Here is a 17,925-nt window from a genome sequence, read left to right on the forward strand (position 1 = left end):
CCTCCTAGTGGCGCAGTTGCGCCGTCCGCTTAAAGGTCTCGCCCGCGTGGGTGAAATCGTCGATGTGATATTTCGTGAAGTCCTGACCGATGAGCTCGAAGAACTTCGGCCAGCCGATGCGATCGATCCATTCACCCATGCGTTCGTGTTTGCGTGCGTTGGCGGCGTAGGTCTCGACGATGTTCTTGACCGCCTCGACGACCTCCGGCCAGCGCGGCGGATTGTTGGGTAGGTACGGGACCGCCAGCTTCGAGAACTTCGGAGCCACGCGCGAGTTCGATACCTTGCCGCCGACCCAGATCGAGATCCCATCGGTATCGGCGTTGTTGATGGTGCAGGCCGGGCAGACCGTATAGCAGTTGCCGCAGTACATGCACTGCTCTTCGACGATCTCCACCGACTGCTTTCCGTCGACCGTCGTCGGACGGATGGCACCCGTCGGGCAGGATGCGATGAGGTTCGGAATCTCACACATTTTCGGCAGGTCGTCATGGTTGATGACCGGCGCGCGGGTGTGTACACCGAGGATGGCGATATCGGAGCAGTGGACAGCACCGCACATGTTGAGGCAGCAGGCGTAGGCAATGCGCGTCTTCGCCGGCAGGCGTTTTTCGCCCGAGAAGTAAGGGAAGAGCTCGTCCATGACGCATTTCACGACACCAGAAGCGTCCGATGCCGACGAGTGGCAGTGGACCCAGCCCTGGGTGTGGACGATGTTGGAGAGCTCGGCGCCGAGGCCGCCGACCGGGAAGCCGTACTCCTCGATCTCCTTGATCAGAGGTTCGATCTTGGCCTCGTCGGTGAGCAGGAATTCGACGTTGTTGCGGCTCGTCCAACGGAGGTGGCCGTCGCAGTACTTGTCAGCGATGTCGCAGAACTTGCGAATCGATGTGATCGCGAGCAGCCGCGGCGAGGCGCAGCGGACGGTGAAAAGCTTGTCGCCCGACTCGGCCACGTGGACCATGACACCGGGTTTGATGATTTCGTGATAGTCCCACTTCCCGTAGTTCTTCTTGATGACCTCGGGCAGGAACTGCTCGTAATGTGGGGGTCCGATATCGGTTTGACGTTCGAATTCAGGCATGAGTTCCTCCTTCCTCAGTCTTCGAAGATTTCGTCGTCGAAGAAGATGTACGGGTTCGTGCGCGGGTGCATCACCATCTCGGGCACCGGGTCGAGCCCGATCTCCTCGAGGAAGTTGGAGAGGCCAACGCGCTGGATGAACTCACCCGTACGCTCGCGGTTCTTGCCGTGCTCACCCCAGAGGTCCCAGATCGCCTCGGTGAGCTCCTTGAGATCCTCGTAATCCGACTCGGGATCCATTTCGAGGAACGGCACGAAAACCGATGACAGCAGTGCGCCACCGATGATCGGCGCCTTCGCGCCGATGAGGATCGTCGCACCACGTTCCTTGCCGGGCTTGAGCGCCTTCGGCATCAGGTTGATGCAGTGCATGCACTTGACGCAGTTGGAGTTGTCGATATCTAGAGTCTTGCCATCCCACTCCATGCACTTGGTCGGGCAGAGATCGCAGACCTCGGCCTGGACATCAGTACCGTTCTTGTCGTACTCGGCCACCTTGGCGTTGTCGACCTGGATGTCGTCCTTCCAGACACCGATCACCGAGCAGTCCGAACGCGCGATCGAGGCCACGCAGTCGTTCGGGCAACCGGCGAACTTGAACTTGTACTTGTAGGGGAAGAACGGCCGGTGCAGCTCGTCCTGGAAGGTCTGGGTGATGTTGTAGCAGGCATCCAGGGTGTCGTAGCAGGCCCACTCGCAGCGCGCGGGGCCGACACAGCAGCTCGGCGTACGCATGTTGGAGCCGGAGCCGCCGAGGTCGAAGCTCGGATGGTCTTCCTTTTCGGCGCTGAGCTCGGCGAAACAGGGCTCGAGGCTCTCGGTGCTGCCGCCAAGAAAGACGATGTCACCGGTCGAGCCGTGCATGTTGGTCAGGCCCGAACCGTGCTTCTCCCAGATGTCGCACAGGTGGCGCAACGCCTTGGTGGTGTAGAACCAAGCCGACGGTTGATTGACACGGTAGGTATGGAACTCCCGGACGTTGGGGAATTCTTCCGGGAGATCGCAGTAGCGACCGATCACGCCACCGCCGTAGCTCATCACACCGACGATTCCACCGTGTTTCCAGTGGCTGATGTGCTCCTCGTAGGAGCGTTCGAGGATCCCGAGCACGTCATTCGACATCGGGTTGTGCTCGGCCTCCTTCTTGATTTCCTTGACGAAGCTCGGCCACGGCCCCTTTTCGAGCTCGTCAAGCAGCGGCGTTTTCCTCTTTTCTGTCATGGCCACTCCTTTCTCAATCACATAATTGGTTGCTGGGGCAAAACGAAATCCACTTCAAGGTTCAGCCTCACATCAGGGCACTGATGTTCGACCAGAACCTGGAGAACACCACAGTTGACAGGAAATATCCGAGCGGGACGTTGACCATGACACCGATGGTGAACGCCCAGAACGGCTTGAGACCAAAGGTCAGAAGATCGGCGAATCGCGTCGACAGGCCGATACACAGGAAGCACAGCACAAACGCCCATGAGCGCAAATTCTTGATCGGAGTGATCACTTTCTTTCGAAGGTCACTTTCGAACCAGTTCGACGAAAACCGCAGCTGTTTGAACGCGCCCAATTTGTCGTTGCGATCGGGATCGCCTGGCGGGATTGCGGCCTTGAGTGATTCGTACTCCTGGAGCGTCATTGACTCGCCGCCGTTTGCGTATTCAAGACCCTCCGCAGTGATCGTCACCCGGTCGGCGAGCTCGGGCGGCACCGTGTAGTTCGAGAAGTCCGCGTCGTACACGATCTTCTCGGCCGAGCTTTTGTATGTGCCTTCGAATGAAGCAGTTCCAACCCAATCGGCAGGTGGCGTCGAGCTGACAATGGTCATGATGATCGAGGCGAGGAAGAAACCGATCACGAACTTGGGAAATCGCTCCCAGATGATGCCAGCGCCAACCGCCTGGTCAGAGGCTTCCCCCTTCTCCCAGAAAACCACCGATACCACCGCCAGGATCAGGCACCAGATGCCGATCCAGATGTCGCGGCCGATGACCTTCATGAGGGTGAAGGTATTGATCGGATCGTCGGGGTTGAGCATCTCGCCATTCACGCCGCGGATGGCGCCCGACTCGATGACGTCGGCGAGTTCGGCCACGACCGCAAAGCCGGCAGCATCGGCGAATTCCGATGTTCCGGTCCACGCTCCCGCTTCTCCCGGAGATATCGGAACCGGAACCATCCACTTCACAATCATGCTGAGCGCCAGGATCATGACGATCGCCCAGACCGAGACGATGGCGATCGAGATCGCGATGTGGTCCTTCTTGGCCTTGACAGCACCGCCTACGGCAATCGAGGCCGAGACGCCACACACCGCCCCGCCAGCGCCGAGGACGGCACCGAACTGTTTGTCGAGACCGAAGAGCCTGGTCGCCGCGAGGAAGATCGTGAGCCAGGTGCAGACCGAGACAATGGTTGCCTGCAAAAACGCGATCGGGCCAGCGTTGAAAATCAACGTCAGGGGAAGGGTCGCGCCGAGCAGGACGATGCCGGTCTTGATGTAGTACTCGGTCAGCAGGCAGGTCTGGAACCACTCGGGCAGCTGGAAGAGATTGCCGATGATCAGGCCGATGATCAGGGCCAACAACGGTGCACCCAGATGAAGCGTCGCCTTCACGAAGGTGTTGGACGAGAGGTAGAAGATCGCGGTCGAGCCGAGGAAGAGAATCACGAATCCCGGAACGAACTGACGGACATTGCGCCCCATCACTGCCATCGAGATGGTGAAAACCGTCCCGAAGAGGGTGAAGATGATCAGGTAGTCCGGCAGGTGTTTCGTGAAATCGGAAATCAGGCCATCAATTGTCGACCAGCTTCCCGGTTTGACCGCCCACCCGGCAATCGTTCCACCGGTGAAATAGGCTGCTAACGCGAGGAGCACGATGCCGAGGCCGAGCCATACCGCCCAGTAATCCTCGGTCTTCCAGAGTTTTTGGAGCCCCTCGTGCACCTGTTCGCCTCCCACACGCCGCACACCCAACCCGACGTCAACGGTGCAACCCCTGTGCCAGAGCGAGCCCTCGTGAAGGATCCCTCAAACTGTTGACGAGAGATGACTTTGATAGAAGAGGAGTGAACCGGAAGGGCGCCCGGAGGGACCGGTGTTACGGAAGCGTAACAACGCTCGGGAGGCACCATCGACATCGCTTTCACAGCGGACCCGAATTCCGAATTCGGAATTCGGACCCCGTCGGCGGCAGCGACGTGCGGCCGCTGGCCGAAAAGGAAGGGCGGACGGTGGTCGGCCACCCGGCCGCTCGCTGGTGACGGTGCGACGCGACGGCCGAAGGCCGTCAGCAATTCGGAATGCCACCACCCCACCCATTTCGAAACCGAAAACCCAGAGAAGCCAAGGGATTCCTAGGTATTTGGAATTCGGCTGCGAGACGATCAGACGCAGCCGCTTCTGACGGGGCAGAACCTTTCGACGAGCGAGGAAGATTCAGGAAAAACCCTGGTGTCTTGGCGGTGAAGATGACTGGTGCGGAAGCGGTCAGGTCTTTCGAGTACGGCCGTCCGATTGCGGTGTCTCGATGTCGAGGTCCTTGATCTTGCGGAAGAGCGTGCTCGGGTGGATCCCGAGCTCCTCTGCCGCCACCTTCCGGTTGCCGGCATTGCGGCGCAGGGCATCGGTGATGTGGACGGACTCGAGTTCACGGAGAGTCATCCCTGTTGAGGCGCTTCCCGGTGTCCTTTCCGAATCTTGTCCCAGCTCGGGCGGTAGGTGTCGGGATTCGATCATGCCCCCCCGGCAGAGCACGAAGGCGCGTTCGATGATGTTCTCGAGCTCCCGGGCATTACCCGGATAATCATGCTTCATCAGCAGAGCCAGCACCCCGTCCGAGACCCCGATCACGTCTTTCCCTTGCAGCCGATTGAAGCGGCCGATGAAATGATCGATCAGGAGGGGAATGTCCTCACGCCGCTCTCGAAGGGTCGGCAGCTCGAGCCGTATGACGTTGATACGGTAGAAGAGATCTTCGCGAAAGGACCCATCTTCGACGAGCTTGTTGAGGTCGCGATGGGTCGCGACCACGACGCGCACGTCGGCCTCGACCGACTCGACACTACCCAACGGCTCGTACACCCTCTCCTGCAGGACTCGCAACAGACGCACCTGCATGGCCGGCGAAATATCGCCGATCTCATCGAGGAAGATCGTCCCCCCCTCGGCGAGAGCAAATCGACCGGGTTTGTCGCTCTTTGCGTCGGTGAAGGCACCGGCCTTGTGGCCGAAGAGTTCTGATTCGAGCAGAGTGTCGGGGAGGGCGCCGCAATTGATGGCCACGAATGGCTTTCCCTGGCGTGGCGAGAGATCGTGAATGGCGCGGGCGAAGAGCTCTTTTCCGGTGCCGCTGGCGCCGTGAATCACCACCGTGCTGTCGCTTTCAGCCACCGCCGGCAACAACCCGAACAACTCCCGCATGACGCGGCTGCGGCCGATGATATCGCCGAGCGAGAACCTGCCCTCGAGCTCTTTCTTGAGCTCTTCCACCTGGCTGAGATCGCGGAAGGTCTCGACGCCGCCCACGACCCGGCCGCTCTGATCGCGCAGCACGGCGGTTGAAATCCGCACCGGCACCTTACGGCCCCTGGCGTCGAGAATCATGATCGCCCGATTGACGACCGGCTCACCCGAGCTCAATGTGTAATTCAGTACACAACCGGAGCCGCAGATACTGGCCCTGAAGACGTCGCAACAACGGACACCGATGGCCTGGTCCCGCCGAATTCCGGTGATGCGCTCGGCCGCCCGATTGAAAGACGTGATCCGCCACTCGCGATCGACGGTGAACACACCGTCGGCGACGCTATCGAGAACGGTTTGCGCGACAATCGGCTCGTCGGTAGACATCGTGCACTCTCTTCACACGGTACTACTTCGGCAACGCCCACGCCAACGTTCACCTTTCACAATCATCCGCTTCACACTCACTGTCTATTCGAGATATGGCATACTCTGTATCCGGGACTCCCTTCTCGAGGCGGGGGAAGACAGGCGGATGACGCAGACCGGAAGGGCAAACTCACAACGGACGACCACGATCAGGCTCGGAATCTGGGTGCTGGCGTCCCTCGTCACAGCCACATCGGTCGCCCTTTTCGCCGGCCATGTCCCTCCCGTGGCACTGGGTTGCGGTCTCGCAGTCGTCCTCGTGGCCCTGGGTCTCCCGCTCCTCCGACAACCTCCCGCTGCCCCAAACTCGAACAACGTCGCCAGCTTGGAAAGAGAGCTCGATCGGACACGGCGCGGCTATGAGCGCCTCTTCACGTCGGTTCCGTGTTTCATCTGCGTCCTCGACCGGGAACATCAGATCCTGGAGGCCAATCAACTCTACCGCGAGGAATTCGGTGCCACCGACCGATCTCGATGTTACGAAATCTGCAAGGGCCGCACCTCGAAATGCCCGGACTGTCTGGTCGACCAGACCTTCGAAGACGGCGAGGTCTTCTCGAGCGAAGAGACTCTCGTGACCCGCGATGGCCGTCGGATCAGTGCCGTCGTCTACACGCGACCGATCTACGACGACGACGGCGAGATCACGTCCGTCATGGAGGTCTTCACGGACATTACCGAGATCAAAAAACTGCAGGGCCGGCTGGCGCTCATGGGTCGCGCAGTGGCTGGCATGGCGCACCGCGTGAAGAACATCCTGATGGGCCTGGAAGGCGGTATATTCGTCGTCAACGAGGGCCTCGAATCCGGCGACCAGGAGGGAATTTCCGAAGGCTGGGAGATGGTCGAACGCAACGTCGAGCTGGTCTCGAGAATCGTCAAGGACCTCCTGTATTGTGCCAAGGAACGGACTCCGGACTTCAACCATAACGTCAGTCCGGAACGAATTGTCCTCGACGTACAGCGACTTTTTGCCGACCGACTGGCGGCCGAAAACATCATGCTCGAGACCGATATCGAGGAACCGTTTCACACCGGTTCGTTCGACGCCGACGGCCTCCACAACCTGCTCTGCAATCTGGTCGCCAACGCGGTTGACGCGTGCCGTTTCGACCACGCCGACGACAAGGATGGTCATACCATCACGATGAGGTGTCGCACGAACGGGGACGGTTCGACCATCCTCCAGGTAGCCGACGATGGGCCCGGAATCTCAGAAGACGTCAACGCGCGGGTTTTTGAGGACTTTTTCTCGACCAAGGGCTCCGAAGGGACCGGCATCGGCCTGCTGGTGGCACAGAAGGTTGCCGAGGATCACGGCGGCAAGGTGACGTTTTCGTCAAAACCGGGCTCCGGCACGACCTTTACCGTGACGATTCCAGCTGCAGCCAGCCGAACCGAGTTGCCCGTCGTCACCAGCTCAATTGAGGGCTAATCTTGGGCTATCAGGATTCTCCGACCAGGCGCTCCACTTCCTTGACAAACGCATCACGATCGATCGGCTTTTCGACCAGCGCATCGGGCTGAGGAAGCTCACCAAGGTCTCCGAAGAAATCGTCAAGGCGGGCGAGGCCGGTCAAGACGATGATCGGAATATTCTTTGTTGCCTCTGACGACCTGAGCCCACGGTACGCCTTGATGCCTGACTTCTTTGGCATCAGAACGTCGAGTGTGATGAGGTCGGGCCGATTGGCCTCGGCGAGCCACAGGCCCTCCTCGCCGTTTTCAGCAGTCGCGGTCTCGAATCCTGCCTTGCGGAAGAGCGCCACGAGGTAGACGCGCATGTCCTTCTCGTCATCGATGATTAACACCTTCTTGGCCATGGTCTGTCTCCCTGCGTCGTTCTAGTTGTTCGAGAAGTACTCGGACACTGCGGCCCGAGCCTCCGGCGTATCGATATCCTGGAGTACGCGGTGGATCGGCTTACGCAGGTCCGGTTTGTCGAGCGCCCTGATGATGCAGTCGACCAGGTCCGGATCTTTCAGAGCCTGGAGCTCCTCGGTGGCGCATTCGACGAGCTTCGGGTTGGCACTGGCGAGTGCCGAACACAGGTATTCGATCGCCAACCCGCCGGTTTCGCCCCCCTTGCGGGCAATCGTGCCGAGTGCCCGAAGCGCTTTTTCACTTCTGCGGAACCTCCCGATGGCCCGTACCCCGCGCAGACCACCACCGTACGCCTCGACAAACGCGTCGACCGCTTCCTCGGTCTTGCGCTGAGGCTTTTCCTCGGAGGCCGCAGCGGCCTCTGAAAGGTACGACTCGTCGGCGAAGTATTCGACAGCCATACGCCGCACCGTCGGGCTGTAATCCGGATCTTGGGCGATCGATTCGATGATCCGGCGATCGGTGATGCGCGAAAAACACATCCCGATAAGCTCCACATCTTCCGGCACCTTGAGCAGATCCGCGATGATCCCCTGCGAGAAGATGCGCTCGATCGCGACCAGACGAACATCCAGCGATTCCGCGTTCCGAGCAACCTTCTCCAGGTGGAGGTCGTCAGTGAGGCGAGAGACCGCAGTCAGCCGGACTCGCGGCGATTCATCGTGGCATGCCACCTCGACGACCACCTCCGGATCATCGAGCTTCTCCAAAGCCGCCAGGCGGACCTTCGGGTTCGTATGCGTGTGGTCCTTTTTCTCGAGAACACTCATCACAGCCCTCCTTTCTCGTGGGGGCGCGGCCGCCCAACGATCCGTTCCCCGACCCAATGCCGATGGAATGCGGTTGGCGGCTTCTCAGTCATTTGATACTCCCAGAGCTCGTTCCACCGTCGCTATGAACTCCTCAGGGTCGATAGGTTTGTCGAAGACGGCATATGGACGACTGACCGCGAGATGGCGCCCGGCGAGACCGCTCACAACGATAATAGGGATTCCCCGCAGCGCCTCGTTTTTTAGCAGCCGCCTGTAGAAGTCCGTTCCGGTCTGTTCCGGCATTTGAAGGTCGAGCACGATCAGGTCTGGGCGCTCCCTTTCCACTTCTTCGAATGCTTGCTTCCCGTCTTCAGCTGCGACCACTCCGTAACCGTATTTCTCGAGCACTGCGGTGATGAACTTCCGAACATCTGCCTCGTCGTCGACGACCAGAATTCTGTGACTCATCACTGCCTCCCATCTCGTTCTCGTTCGGTCAGGAATCTCCAGAAGGGTATTGTGGAAACCAGGAGCAGACCAGCCACTATGTAGCCGAGCGCCTTGGTGTGAGTCAGAAAATCGAAGAGTGTATACATCGTCATCTCCTCAGTGATAACCCTTCCAATCAGGGTGCTCGTACATGACCGGCATCCGGTTTGCGATCCACCGGAAGACCACGACCGCAAAAGTTATGAACGCCACCGTCACCCAGATTTCCATCCACGACGGAATGTAATGCTCACCTGCCGGCAGGTTCCAGTTGAACGCAACGAAGACTGCATTGAAGCGATTGAGCATGATCCCCAGCACGGTGATGATGGCCGCCGTCCTGACGATCACGAGGTTTCGTTCACGATACGCAACCGCAAACAAAACGCACGGCAGAAGAAAGAAGCCTATGAGTTCGAGCAGGAACCAGGCGCCCCACCCGGTTGCCAGAAGGTGCCACTCGGCCTCGATGGTCAGAGCTACGACCTTGATCGCGACGTAGATCCCGAGGGTCACCGACGCCGCTTTGGCGAGACCGAAATTGATGTTCTCGAAATGCTCGCGCGAGATCTCCACCTGGTGGTGGAAAGCACGATGCGAGAACATCCCTTCTACGATCACCATCGCCAGCCCGGCCGCGACGGCGCTCACGAAATAGTGCACCGGGATATGGGCCGAGTACCAGAGGGGATGGAGCTTCGTCGGTGTCGCCATGAACATCGCGCCGAGCGTCGACTGATGCATTGTCGACAGGATCAATCCAAAGATCGTGAGGCCGAGAGTCAAGCTGCCTACGACCTTCCGCCAACGCTTGAGGCCGAGCCATTCGAGCGCCGCCGGCGTTGACTCGATGAAAAGAACGGTCAGGTAGAGAGCCACGCAGAGAGAAACCTCGAACAGAGGAGACGTGGGCCCAGCCGATTTGATGAATGCGTACGGAAGTCGCCACGGACGTCCGAGATCGGCAAGAAGACCGAGAACTACCAGGAAGTATCCGAGAAAGCCGGTCAGGATCGCTGGGCGGACAACCGGTTTGTACTCCTTCATCCCAAAGATGTAGACGGCGGTCGAAGTGACAAAGCCGCCTGCGGCGAGGGCAACACCGCTCATCACGTCAAATCCGATCCACAGGCCCCATGGGTAGTTGTGGCTGAGATTCGTCGTCGCCGACAGCCCTTGGGTGAAGCGGATGCCAAGGATCACCGCGCCTCCGGCGAGAATGATGCCGGTGATGATGTTGAACGGTGTCAGGATCCCGCCCCCACCGGCGTCAGGCAGACTGGTGTCGACGGTGACCTCACTCATGACTCACCCCCGTCCTGAGCCTCGGCCAGTGCCTTTTTTACCGCAGCTTCGATCGCCCGCTCTTTGTCTTTCTTGGCTCGCTCGGCAGCTGCGGCAAGCTTCTTATTGGACTCTTCTTCGGCGGCCTCCCGTGTCAGGGCGACAGCCTCTTCCCGCTCTTTCTTCGCAACCGCCTCTTGGCGCTTCGAGAAGGCGTGCATCCCGAGCAAGAGACCGGGGTAGATGGTGACGACCAGCGGCACTACTCCCAGGTAGCTGGTGGCGATTGCCGGCAGCGGTTCGTAAGTCAGCCCCTCTTCGAGGTCGAGTTTTCCGAACTCCACCCCGGACAGGAGCAACCAACTCGTGCCACCGAACTCGTGCTCACCGAAGATGTGATTGATATAGCGGTCGGGATACTTGCGAATTCGCTCACGCGCTACCTCGATCAACTCGTCGCGCCTGCCAAACGTGATCGCACCCATCGGACAGGCCTCCGCGCACCCGGGCATTTGGCCGTCCTTGATCCTGTCGTAGCACATCGTGCAACGCATGACCCTCGGAGTCAGGGGCTCGCCGTATTCGTAAGCCAGCGCGTTGTACGGGCACGCCATCACACAGTAGCGGCAACCCATGCACAGCTCCGGGTGGTACAGGACGGGCCCCTCGGGCGTCTTCTCGAAGGCGTGGACCAGGCACACCGTGGCGCAACACGGCTCGTTGCAGTGCATGCACTGCAGCTTGCGGTAAACCGCCTGTTGGTCGCCCTCCGCCTCGAGATACCGATTGACGACCGTCAAGGAGGTGTCGCTTGTTCGGCGTGTCTTGTCGAAGACCTCTTGATCCCCGATCGGTTTCTCCACCGGCGGGAGACCGTTGACCTCCTTGCAGGCGACTTCGCACGAGCGGCAGCCGACGCAGAGTGTTGTGTCGTGCAGCAAGCCGTACCGACCGGGATAGCCCTCGAATTTCTTGACTGTGCCGGCTTCCGACGTTCCCGCGGTCAGTGCAGCCCCGACCGCTCCACCGATGAAGCCTCGTCGTGAAATGCTCATGATTCGACCTCCTCGGACCTTTCAGCATGACAGTCGGTGCAACCCTGCTGCTTCAGATCCATCTTGATGTGGCAGCCCATACACTGTCGGTGGTAGGCAACCTTGAGGCCCGGGCGGTCCCTGGTCGGGTCGGCCGCTGCTGCGTGACAGGCACGACATGGTGGCGGACGCGTGCCGACCGTACTGTGGTGATGGCAACCGGCACACAGGGTCTGGTTATCGCCATGAAAACGAGCCGCCAGCTTGCTCTCGCGAACAAGTTCATCGAGCTTCGTCACGATTTTCAGGTGCGGTAGCTTCGACGCCTCGTAGTCGTCCATCAGGCTTTCAATGACGACTTCCTCCGGGAACTCGTCTGACGTCACCGGAAGGGCGTCGAGACGAACCTCGGTAAGCATCGGCGCCACCTCCAGCTCCGGCGAACCCGCAGGCGGGCCGTTGTGGCAGACAACGCAGGTGTTTTCCCCGGGCAACTGACTCATGGATTGATGGCACCCCGCACACCCCCGCTCGGCTGTGTGCCGAGCATGGCATCCGACGCAACTATGCTCAGATTCTGACCGATGATAGGCCTGGCTCATGGTGACGCCGGAGCCTTCCGGCAAACCCTCCAGAGAGTGGCATTCGTCGCACGGTTTGAGGGTCTGGTGGTGGCAGGTCGAACAGGTACTGGTGACCGGCTCATGGCCGAGATGATCAAAGGGCACGGTCGCCGACTTCGCGTCAATGCTATAGATCCAGGCCGTGTCCGGCTGACCTCGCATCAGCCGCGGCACTTCGTCGAGCTTCTTGATGGCATCGCGCACTTCGGGGTCGTGGCAGCCGACACACAGCGTGGGGCCAGTCTCGAGCTCCGCCTCGGCCCTTTTCAGGTGGCACGAGACACACGCGCGATGGGAGGCGTTGGCGAGCGAGTAATTGCGCCCGTCGTCGACCTCGCCATGACACGACCGGCAGCCCTCTTCCTTGCCCTTCTCGTACTTCAGCTTCTTTGCGACCTCGTCATAGACGTGGTGGCAGTTCTCACACTTGTCCTCGAAGGCCTGAGAGTGTCGACCATGGAGCGAGTAGTCGAACGCCATCTCTGCCCTCGTCGATGTGCCGGGCTTCTGCTTGATATGGCACTCGCCGCAGGTAACGGGGCCGGCCTTGAGTTTTTCGTCCGCACGCTCGCGGTGGCATCCGATACAGGAATCGTGGTAGGCATCGATGAGATCATCACGATCCTCGACTTCGAGTACCACCGCCAGCCGCGGAATCAGCACTCCCTTGTCGTCAATGCGATGGCAGGTCTCGCAACCCTCTTTTTCGAGGGCATCGGTGTGGGCCTTGTGATCGAACTCGACGGCCGGCCGCTGCATATCGCCAAGATCTGCCGGAAACTGGATTGTGACCGTCGACGCAGGAACCTGGCGCGAAGGCTGCTCGGCGATCGACGCATTGCCGAGTGTAGCGACCATGAGGAGAACCAGGAGAAGCGGTGCGTTTCGGCTCATGTTCATCCCCCTCACGCTTCCGGCATTTCGATGGTCTTGACAAGCATCTCGCTGATGAACGAAACGTGGCAGCCGAGCTTGTAGTAACCGATGATGTCCTCGATGCCCGAGTGGCAGTTATGGCACGGCGTGATCACGGTGTGGGCCCCGGTCTCTGCGATCTGCTCAGCCTTGACCTTGTTGCTCTTCATGCGTGACAGCTTCCAGGGCGGGCCACAGTTGATCAGACCACCCCCCGCCTGGCAGCAGTAGTTGTGCTCATAGCGCGGCTCCATGTCCCGAAAGTCCTCGCAAATCGCGTTCACCACATATCGAAGCTTGTCGTGCAGGCCGCGGCCGCGGACGATGTTGCACGGGTCCTGGACCGTTACCGGCTCCTCGATCTTGCGCGCAATCTTGATGCGGCCGCTTTTGATCAGCTCGTAGTAGTACTCCACTGCGTGCACCATAGGGATGGGTGGTTTGGTCCAGCCCAGCCATCGCGGTCCGTCGTAGACCGCACCGCGGTAGGCGTGGCCACACTCTCCCATCACCACCCGTTTGACCTTGAGCTGCATCGCCCGCTCCCAGTGCAGGCGCTCGACCCGGCCCATGGTTTCGAAGTCGCCCGAGTACATCGCCATGTTGGAGTTGTCCCAACCGTCGGTCGACGGCATCGTCCAGTCGGCGCCGGCAACCTTGAAGATGATGGCCATGTTGGCAATCAGCTGAGCGAGGATCTTGGGTTCTGGCCCGATCACCGAGTACATGATCTCCGCTCCGGTCTTGTCGAGCGGGATGCGAGTACCTGCGAGCTCCGCCTGTGCGTCCTCTTCCTGCCATATCAGGGTGTCGATCCAGTCATCCTGCTGCACCCACATCTGGTTCATGGTCACAGCGTGACTGTTGGTTGTGTCCTGGAGGTACTGGGGAACAACCCCGAGAAGGTTGAGGATCCGGCGGACGGTCATGATCAGATAGGAGATATCGATACCGAACGGGCAGTACATGCTGCAGCGGCGGCACGCTCCACAATCAATGTAGGCGATGCGCGCCGCGTTATGGAGAAACTCGCCATCCACCTTGCCCTTGCGTTTGACCATCTCCCACAAGGTGTCCTTGACCTTGGCCACAGGCGCGTAGTCGGGGTCGCCGTTGCGCGAGACATAGCTCTGGCAGGCCTCTGCGCACAGCCCGCAGTGAACGCAGGTTTCGAGGTAGACCTGCAGCCTGGCGCCGCACTCCTCGGTCAAAACCTTGTTGATGGTGTGTTCGATCCTCTCCGGGGTCAGCTTCGCGATGTTCTCGTCGACTCCCGGGTCGATGACCTGTATGTCCTGCAGATCAGCCATGCCGTTGTGCTCCAGTCCCTTTCGGTCGAATTCGCCAACTCATCACCAGTCCCTCGCGTGACGTACGGATCCGAACTCCGAACCCATGAAGGCGCGGGTGAAGGCGAACCACAGCAGGTGGACCAGCCGCGTCCATGGGATCAACAGCAGACACAGGGCGCCGGACAGCCCGTGGACAATCAGCATTGGTCGGTACGGCAGCCACTGCTGGTGGGCGATATATCCGGTGGCGAACGGCATCAGCACCAGACCGGCCAGGAAGAAGTCCGAGGGATAGGTCACGTTGCGGACTTCCGGCAGCAGAAGGCGCCTGAGGATGAAGAACACGCAGGCGGCAATCACCACCAACGTCATCCCGTCCGCCCATTCTTCCGGCAGCGTCCACCATCTGAATCCCCACGACTGCTCGAAGAGCAGGACATGGCCTGCGACCAGCAGTGGTGTGAGCAGGAGACAGATATGAAATCCGAAGGAGATGATCGTGTACAGGGGTTTGAGACGCATCTTGCGTCCGGCAAACGGGATCAGCCAGTGGAGCAGCGATCGTGCTCCGTACTTGGCGTCGAGTGTCGGGTAGACGACCCTTTCTCGGTGCGCCAGCTTGGCCATCGTCACAAGCCGATAGGCGAGCCCGCCGAACAAGCCGGCGAAGGCGATCCACACGAGCGGGCCGCTGACGAATTCCCACATGCTGCCTCCCATCATCAGCTCATCTCGTTCAGCTGCATCACGTGACGTGTGTAGACACCCTGATCGACCGCCCGAACCAACAACCGCTGGCCATCGCTGCTGATCACCGGCTCCCACATCCCCTCGTACCACTGACCGCGGACCACACCGTCGATCGCGACGGCAAAACGTCCTTCGCGCTCGACCTTGGCCAGCACACGGTCGCCATCGGGCGTGAAGACGGGATCCCACACCATGTCGTAGGTCTCGGGCCACGGAGCTCCATCGACCGCGACGTTCCACGCTGCGTCGTGGCGGACACCGGCCGCAACCCGACGGCCGTCCGGTGAAAAGACCGGCGGCAGAACGAGGTCATTAAACGATGTCGACCAAGCCCGTCCGTCGACCGCGACCGTCCACGACCCGAAGCTGTCAGCTACAACGGCAGCAATACGGGTCCCGTCGGCACTCAGCCGCTGATTCCACAGCTGCATGAAACGGCTTTGCCAGATCAGGCTGCCGTTCTCGGCGATGGTCCAAGACCCTTTCGAACGGACCGGCGCCACCAACCCTCGTCCATTCGGCCGATAGACGGGTTCCCAGACACATCCGAAGCGGCTGTCCCAGGTTTCCGAATTTTGGGCCAGGGTGTACTCGCAGATATCGAGCCGGACCTCCACCGCCACGTTTTCACCGTCGGCGCTGATGACCGGTCCGTACACATTGATGAATTTCTGTTTCCAGGGCTCCCCATCCACCGCCACACTCCACGTCCCCTCCATGAAGCCGAAAATGTCTGCCTCGGCAAGTGGCTCGACCTGGACCACAGCGGCCACGCGGTTGCCTTCCCTACTGACAGCGAGACCTCTCGATGAGTGGAATCGCTGCTCCCATGCGCGGCCGTTGACCGCGACCGTGTACTCCATGTTGTCCTTGATCTGGACCGCGATGACGCTGCCGTCGCGGTTGAAGACGGGATTCCAGGCGAACTCCCAGCGTTCTTCCCAGGGGACTCCGTCGATGGCCACGGTCCACTCGTCGTCAATGCGGACCAGCGCCGTCAGCCTTCCATCGGGAGCGAACACGAGGTGCCAGGCCTTTTCGAACTCGCCATCCCACAGCTCACCGTTGACCGAGACCCGAAACACGTCTGGAGCTGTCACGACCGGAGCTGCAATGCATTCCCCGTCGGGGCTCACTATCCACTCGTGAACCTGGTCAAACCGGTTCTCAACCTCGCGGAGATCACAAACGAGCTTCTTCCCCGTATTCCAGTTCCATTGTTCGCGATCGACCATTGCGGCGCTCCCTTCGCGTCGAGGCCCACGCTGCGACCGGGCGTTCGCCCGTTATTGGGCGCCAGCCGCTGCAACCGCCGTGCCATAGCCATGACGCGTCAACAAAATTGAATCAAATCAATTGTTTGGAAGAGTTAGCCGAAAGATAGGTTGGCGGGGGTCTGCTCCTAAGATTGCATAATGCGATTCTTTTGAATCAGCACTATCGCAATTTGCAATAATATGAGGGAGCCGCGGTTTCATTCTGCGCACTCCCGACTGGTATCGGAGTGCCGGCCGGCGCGCGGGCCGATCGTCCCCGACGGCGCCTGTCACGCCACTCGTCGTCCGCATTCTCGCGCGGTTCTCGAAAACAACCATTACGGCAAGGGTAAATTCGCTGTATCGGCCGGACGTTTCTGCAAATCTCCACGAGATACGCGCGATCCCATCGAATCATCAAGGTGGCAACAGAGCGCCAATCGATGGCCGCATCGGGAATTGTTGGCACGGACCATGCAGAACAAGAGGCCACAACCAACTGATGCGAACAGAAAGGAGGTTCGGATGAAGCTCGAAAGGCTCGAAGGACAAGGGGTGTTCCAGTATCTGCGCCCCGAACAATTGAGGGCGATCAGTGACGTCGCCGAAGTCATGGAGTACCAGGCCGGTGAGGCCATCTACCAGCGGGGTACGAAGGCTGACCACTTTTTCGTTGTTCTCGAGGGTCAGGTCTCACTGCGACTGCCGGGTCAATCCGGGGTGAGTATCCAGATCGACGAACTCACCAAGGGAGCGATCTTCGGTTCTTGTGTGTGCTTTCAGTTTGTGGATTACTCGCTCGACGCGCAATGTACGCGCGACTCCAAGCTCCTGAAAATCGAATCGGCGACACTCAAGGAACTCATGGACCAGGACCTCTTGATGGGCTACACCATCCAGACACAGATCTCGCGGATCTACTTCAACCGCTACATCGACACCATGAAGAAGCTGCAGTCGATCGTCATGAATCTGCCGCTCGAGAGCGTTCAGACCCAGCCAGCGAGGACCGCCGTCCCAGCCTGATGAACTGACTTCACTGAGCTGCGGGCAAGGCTCTGTTCGAGAGCCCGTGATCAGTGAAGTACTTGTTCCAGGAATCTCTCATCGGCCTGGGCGACCTCGCCCATCGAGCTGCCGACAACACCGCCCATCATTTTCGACATCATCGAGATGTTCATATGCGAAACCCACACCGATCCGTCAGCCAGCTCGTAAACCGACCACGAGCACGGCATGATTGCCGAGAGCTTCGGCTCGGCCCCGAGGACCACCTTGGCCACCTTCGGATTGCACAAGAAGTAGAGGCGGATCCGCTGCACGTTGTCGGGAAGTCCGCCCTTGGCCTTCAGCTTTGTCGCCATGTCGAAGCTCTCCATCGGGAAGCTCCAACCTTCGGCTGCAGGCACCACCTCCTCCACGGCCTCGCAGGTCGCCTGGAAGGATTTGGAGCTTCGCTCCGGCACCACCATTTTCGAACGCATGGTCAAGACGGTCGCGAGAATCGAAATCAGGATCCCGACAATGACGCCAACCACCAGAGCTATCGATGCAGTCATCTCTCCTCCTCCCCCACGAACATCTTCGCAAATTTGCATAACTATATCAAGATATTAGAAGATGCTTAAATTTGACCATTCGGACACAGTAAGATCCTGCCGCCGAATTGGAT

Annotated in this window: 16 protein-coding genes; 2 read left to right on the forward strand and 14 right to left on the reverse strand. The window is 59.8% G+C overall.

The features are described from left to right. Positions 1–4: 4 nt before the first annotated feature. The 4 genes from dsrB to LJE93_15835 form a co-directional block, all read right to left on the reverse strand. Positions 5–1,084: a dissimilatory-type sulfite reductase subunit beta gene (dsrB, locus tag LJE93_15820; GenBank protein MCG6950383.1), complete on the reverse strand. Its 1,080-nt coding sequence runs from the start codon at positions 1,082–1,084 to the stop codon at positions 5–7. Between the two features lie 14 nt (positions 1,085–1,098). Then, positions 1,099–2,304 carry a dissimilatory-type sulfite reductase subunit alpha gene (dsrA, locus tag LJE93_15825; GenBank protein MCG6950384.1) on the reverse strand — a complete coding sequence of 402 codons (1,206 nt, stop codon included), beginning with the start codon at positions 2,302–2,304 and terminating at the stop codon, positions 1,099–1,101. 67 nt (positions 2,305–2,371) lie between these two features. Beyond that, positions 2,372–4,027 (reverse strand): YeiH family protein, encoded by a 1,656-nt coding sequence (locus LJE93_15830; GenBank protein ID MCG6950385.1) that lies wholly within the window; start codon positions 4,025–4,027, stop codon positions 2,372–2,374. 543 nt (positions 4,028–4,570) lie between these two features. After that, complete coding sequence (locus tag LJE93_15835) at positions 4,571–5,932, reverse strand: sigma 54-interacting transcriptional regulator (protein MCG6950386.1); 1,362 nt, start codon at positions 5,930–5,932, stop codon at positions 4,571–4,573. 148 nt (positions 5,933–6,080) lie between these two features. Between LJE93_15835 and LJE93_15840 the strand changes: the two genes are divergently transcribed. Further along, positions 6,081–7,409, forward strand: coding sequence for a PAS domain S-box protein (locus LJE93_15840; protein ID MCG6950387.1), 1,329 nt, complete (start codon positions 6,081–6,083; stop codon positions 7,407–7,409). A 10-nt stretch (positions 7,410–7,419) separates the two neighbouring features. On the opposite strand, the gene LJE93_15845 is transcribed toward LJE93_15840, so the two are convergent. From LJE93_15845 to LJE93_15885, 9 genes are all read right to left on the reverse strand, one after another. Continuing rightward, the gene (locus tag LJE93_15845; protein ID MCG6950388.1) at positions 7,420–7,797 is read right to left on the reverse strand and encodes a response regulator; all 378 of its coding nucleotides are present in this window, start codon (positions 7,795–7,797) and stop codon (positions 7,420–7,422) included. Between the two features lie 21 nt (positions 7,798–7,818). Next, positions 7,819–8,628 carry a hypothetical protein gene (locus LJE93_15850; GenBank protein MCG6950389.1) on the reverse strand — a complete coding sequence of 270 codons (810 nt, stop codon included), beginning with the start codon at positions 8,626–8,628 and terminating at the stop codon, positions 7,819–7,821. Between the two features lie 84 nt (positions 8,629–8,712). Beyond that, on the reverse strand, positions 8,713–9,078 hold the full coding sequence (locus tag LJE93_15855; protein ID MCG6950390.1) for a response regulator: 366 nt from the start codon (positions 9,076–9,078) through the stop codon (positions 8,713–8,715). Between the two features lie 138 nt (positions 9,079–9,216). Beyond that, on the reverse strand, positions 9,217–10,404 hold the full coding sequence (nrfD, locus tag LJE93_15860; GenBank protein MCG6950391.1) for a polysulfide reductase NrfD: 1,188 nt from the start codon (positions 10,402–10,404) through the stop codon (positions 9,217–9,219). Then, the gene (locus tag LJE93_15865; protein MCG6950392.1) at positions 10,401–11,438 is read right to left on the reverse strand and encodes a 4Fe-4S binding protein; all 1,038 of its coding nucleotides are present in this window, start codon (positions 11,436–11,438) and stop codon (positions 10,401–10,403) included. The genes nrfD and LJE93_15865 overlap by 4 nt, the downstream gene beginning before the upstream one ends. Beyond that, positions 11,435–12,934 (reverse strand): cytochrome C, encoded by a 1,500-nt coding sequence (locus LJE93_15870; GenBank protein ID MCG6950393.1) that lies wholly within the window; start codon positions 12,932–12,934, stop codon positions 11,435–11,437. The genes LJE93_15865 and LJE93_15870 overlap by 4 nt, the downstream gene beginning before the upstream one ends. A gap of 11 nt (positions 12,935–12,945) precedes the next feature. Then, positions 12,946–14,265 (reverse strand): (Fe-S)-binding protein, encoded by a 1,320-nt coding sequence (locus tag LJE93_15875; GenBank protein MCG6950394.1) that lies wholly within the window; start codon positions 14,263–14,265, stop codon positions 12,946–12,948. Between the two features lie 42 nt (positions 14,266–14,307). Further along, positions 14,308–14,955 (reverse strand): nitrate reductase, encoded by a 648-nt coding sequence (locus LJE93_15880; protein MCG6950395.1) that lies wholly within the window; start codon positions 14,953–14,955, stop codon positions 14,308–14,310. Positions 14,956–14,969: 14 nt separating this feature from the next. Next, positions 14,970–16,232 carry a WD40 repeat domain-containing protein gene (locus LJE93_15885; GenBank protein MCG6950396.1) on the reverse strand — a complete coding sequence of 421 codons (1,263 nt, stop codon included), beginning with the start codon at positions 16,230–16,232 and terminating at the stop codon, positions 14,970–14,972. Positions 16,233–16,778: 546 nt separating this feature from the next. Here LJE93_15885 and LJE93_15890 point away from each other — a divergent pair. After that, positions 16,779–17,279 (forward strand): cyclic nucleotide-binding domain-containing protein, encoded by a 501-nt coding sequence (locus LJE93_15890; protein ID MCG6950397.1) that lies wholly within the window; start codon positions 16,779–16,781, stop codon positions 17,277–17,279. A 50-nt stretch (positions 17,280–17,329) separates the two neighbouring features. Here LJE93_15890 and LJE93_15895 read toward each other — a convergent pair whose 3' ends face one another. Then, entirely contained in the window at positions 17,330–17,812 is a 483-nt protein-coding gene (locus tag LJE93_15895) for a DUF302 domain-containing protein (protein ID MCG6950398.1), read from the reverse strand. Positions 17,813–17,925 lie beyond the last annotated feature (113 nt).

This window comes from Acidobacteriota bacterium (assembly GCA_022340665.1).
GTDB lineage: Bacteria > Acidobacteriota > Thermoanaerobaculia > Thermoanaerobaculales > Sulfomarinibacteraceae > Sulfomarinibacter.

Coding starts and splice junctions, on each gene's coding strand:
- dsrA (MCG6950384.1), bottom strand. CDS start 2,304: ATGACAGAAAAGAGGAAAACGCCGCTGCTTGACGAGCTCGAAAAGGGG.
- LJE93_15870 (MCG6950393.1), bottom strand. CDS start 12,934: ATGAGCCGAAACGCACCGCTTCTCCTGGTTCTCCTCATGGTCGCTACA.
- dsrB (MCG6950383.1), bottom strand. CDS start 1,084: ATGCCTGAATTCGAACGTCAAACCGATATCGGACCCCCACATTACGAG.
- LJE93_15845 (MCG6950388.1), bottom strand. CDS start 7,797: ATGGCCAAGAAGGTGTTAATCATCGATGACGAGAAGGACATGCGCGTC.
- LJE93_15880 (MCG6950395.1), bottom strand. CDS start 14,955: ATGTGGGAATTCGTCAGCGGCCCGCTCGTGTGGATCGCCTTCGCCGGC.
- LJE93_15890 (MCG6950397.1), top strand. CDS start 16,779: ATGAAGCTCGAAAGGCTCGAAGGACAAGGGGTGTTCCAGTATCTGCGC.
- LJE93_15855 (MCG6950390.1), bottom strand. CDS start 9,078: ATGAGTCACAGAATTCTGGTCGTCGACGACGAGGCAGATGTTCGGAAG.
- LJE93_15885 (MCG6950396.1), bottom strand. CDS start 16,232: ATGGTCGATCGCGAACAATGGAACTGGAATACGGGGAAGAAGCTCGTT.
- LJE93_15840 (MCG6950387.1), top strand. CDS start 6,081: ATGACGCAGACCGGAAGGGCAAACTCACAACGGACGACCACGATCAGG.
- LJE93_15875 (MCG6950394.1), bottom strand. CDS start 14,265: ATGGCTGATCTGCAGGACATACAGGTCATCGACCCGGGAGTCGACGAG.
- LJE93_15865 (MCG6950392.1), bottom strand. CDS start 11,438: ATGAGCATTTCACGACGAGGCTTCATCGGTGGAGCGGTCGGGGCTGCA.
- nrfD (MCG6950391.1), bottom strand. CDS start 10,404: ATGAGTGAGGTCACCGTCGACACCAGTCTGCCTGACGCCGGTGGGGGC.
- LJE93_15835 (MCG6950386.1), bottom strand. CDS start 5,932: ATGTCTACCGACGAGCCGATTGTCGCGCAAACCGTTCTCGATAGCGTC.
- LJE93_15895 (MCG6950398.1), bottom strand. CDS start 17,812: ATGACTGCATCGATAGCTCTGGTGGTTGGCGTCATTGTCGGGATCCTG.
- LJE93_15850 (MCG6950389.1), bottom strand. CDS start 8,628: ATGAGTGTTCTCGAGAAAAAGGACCACACGCATACGAACCCGAAGGTC.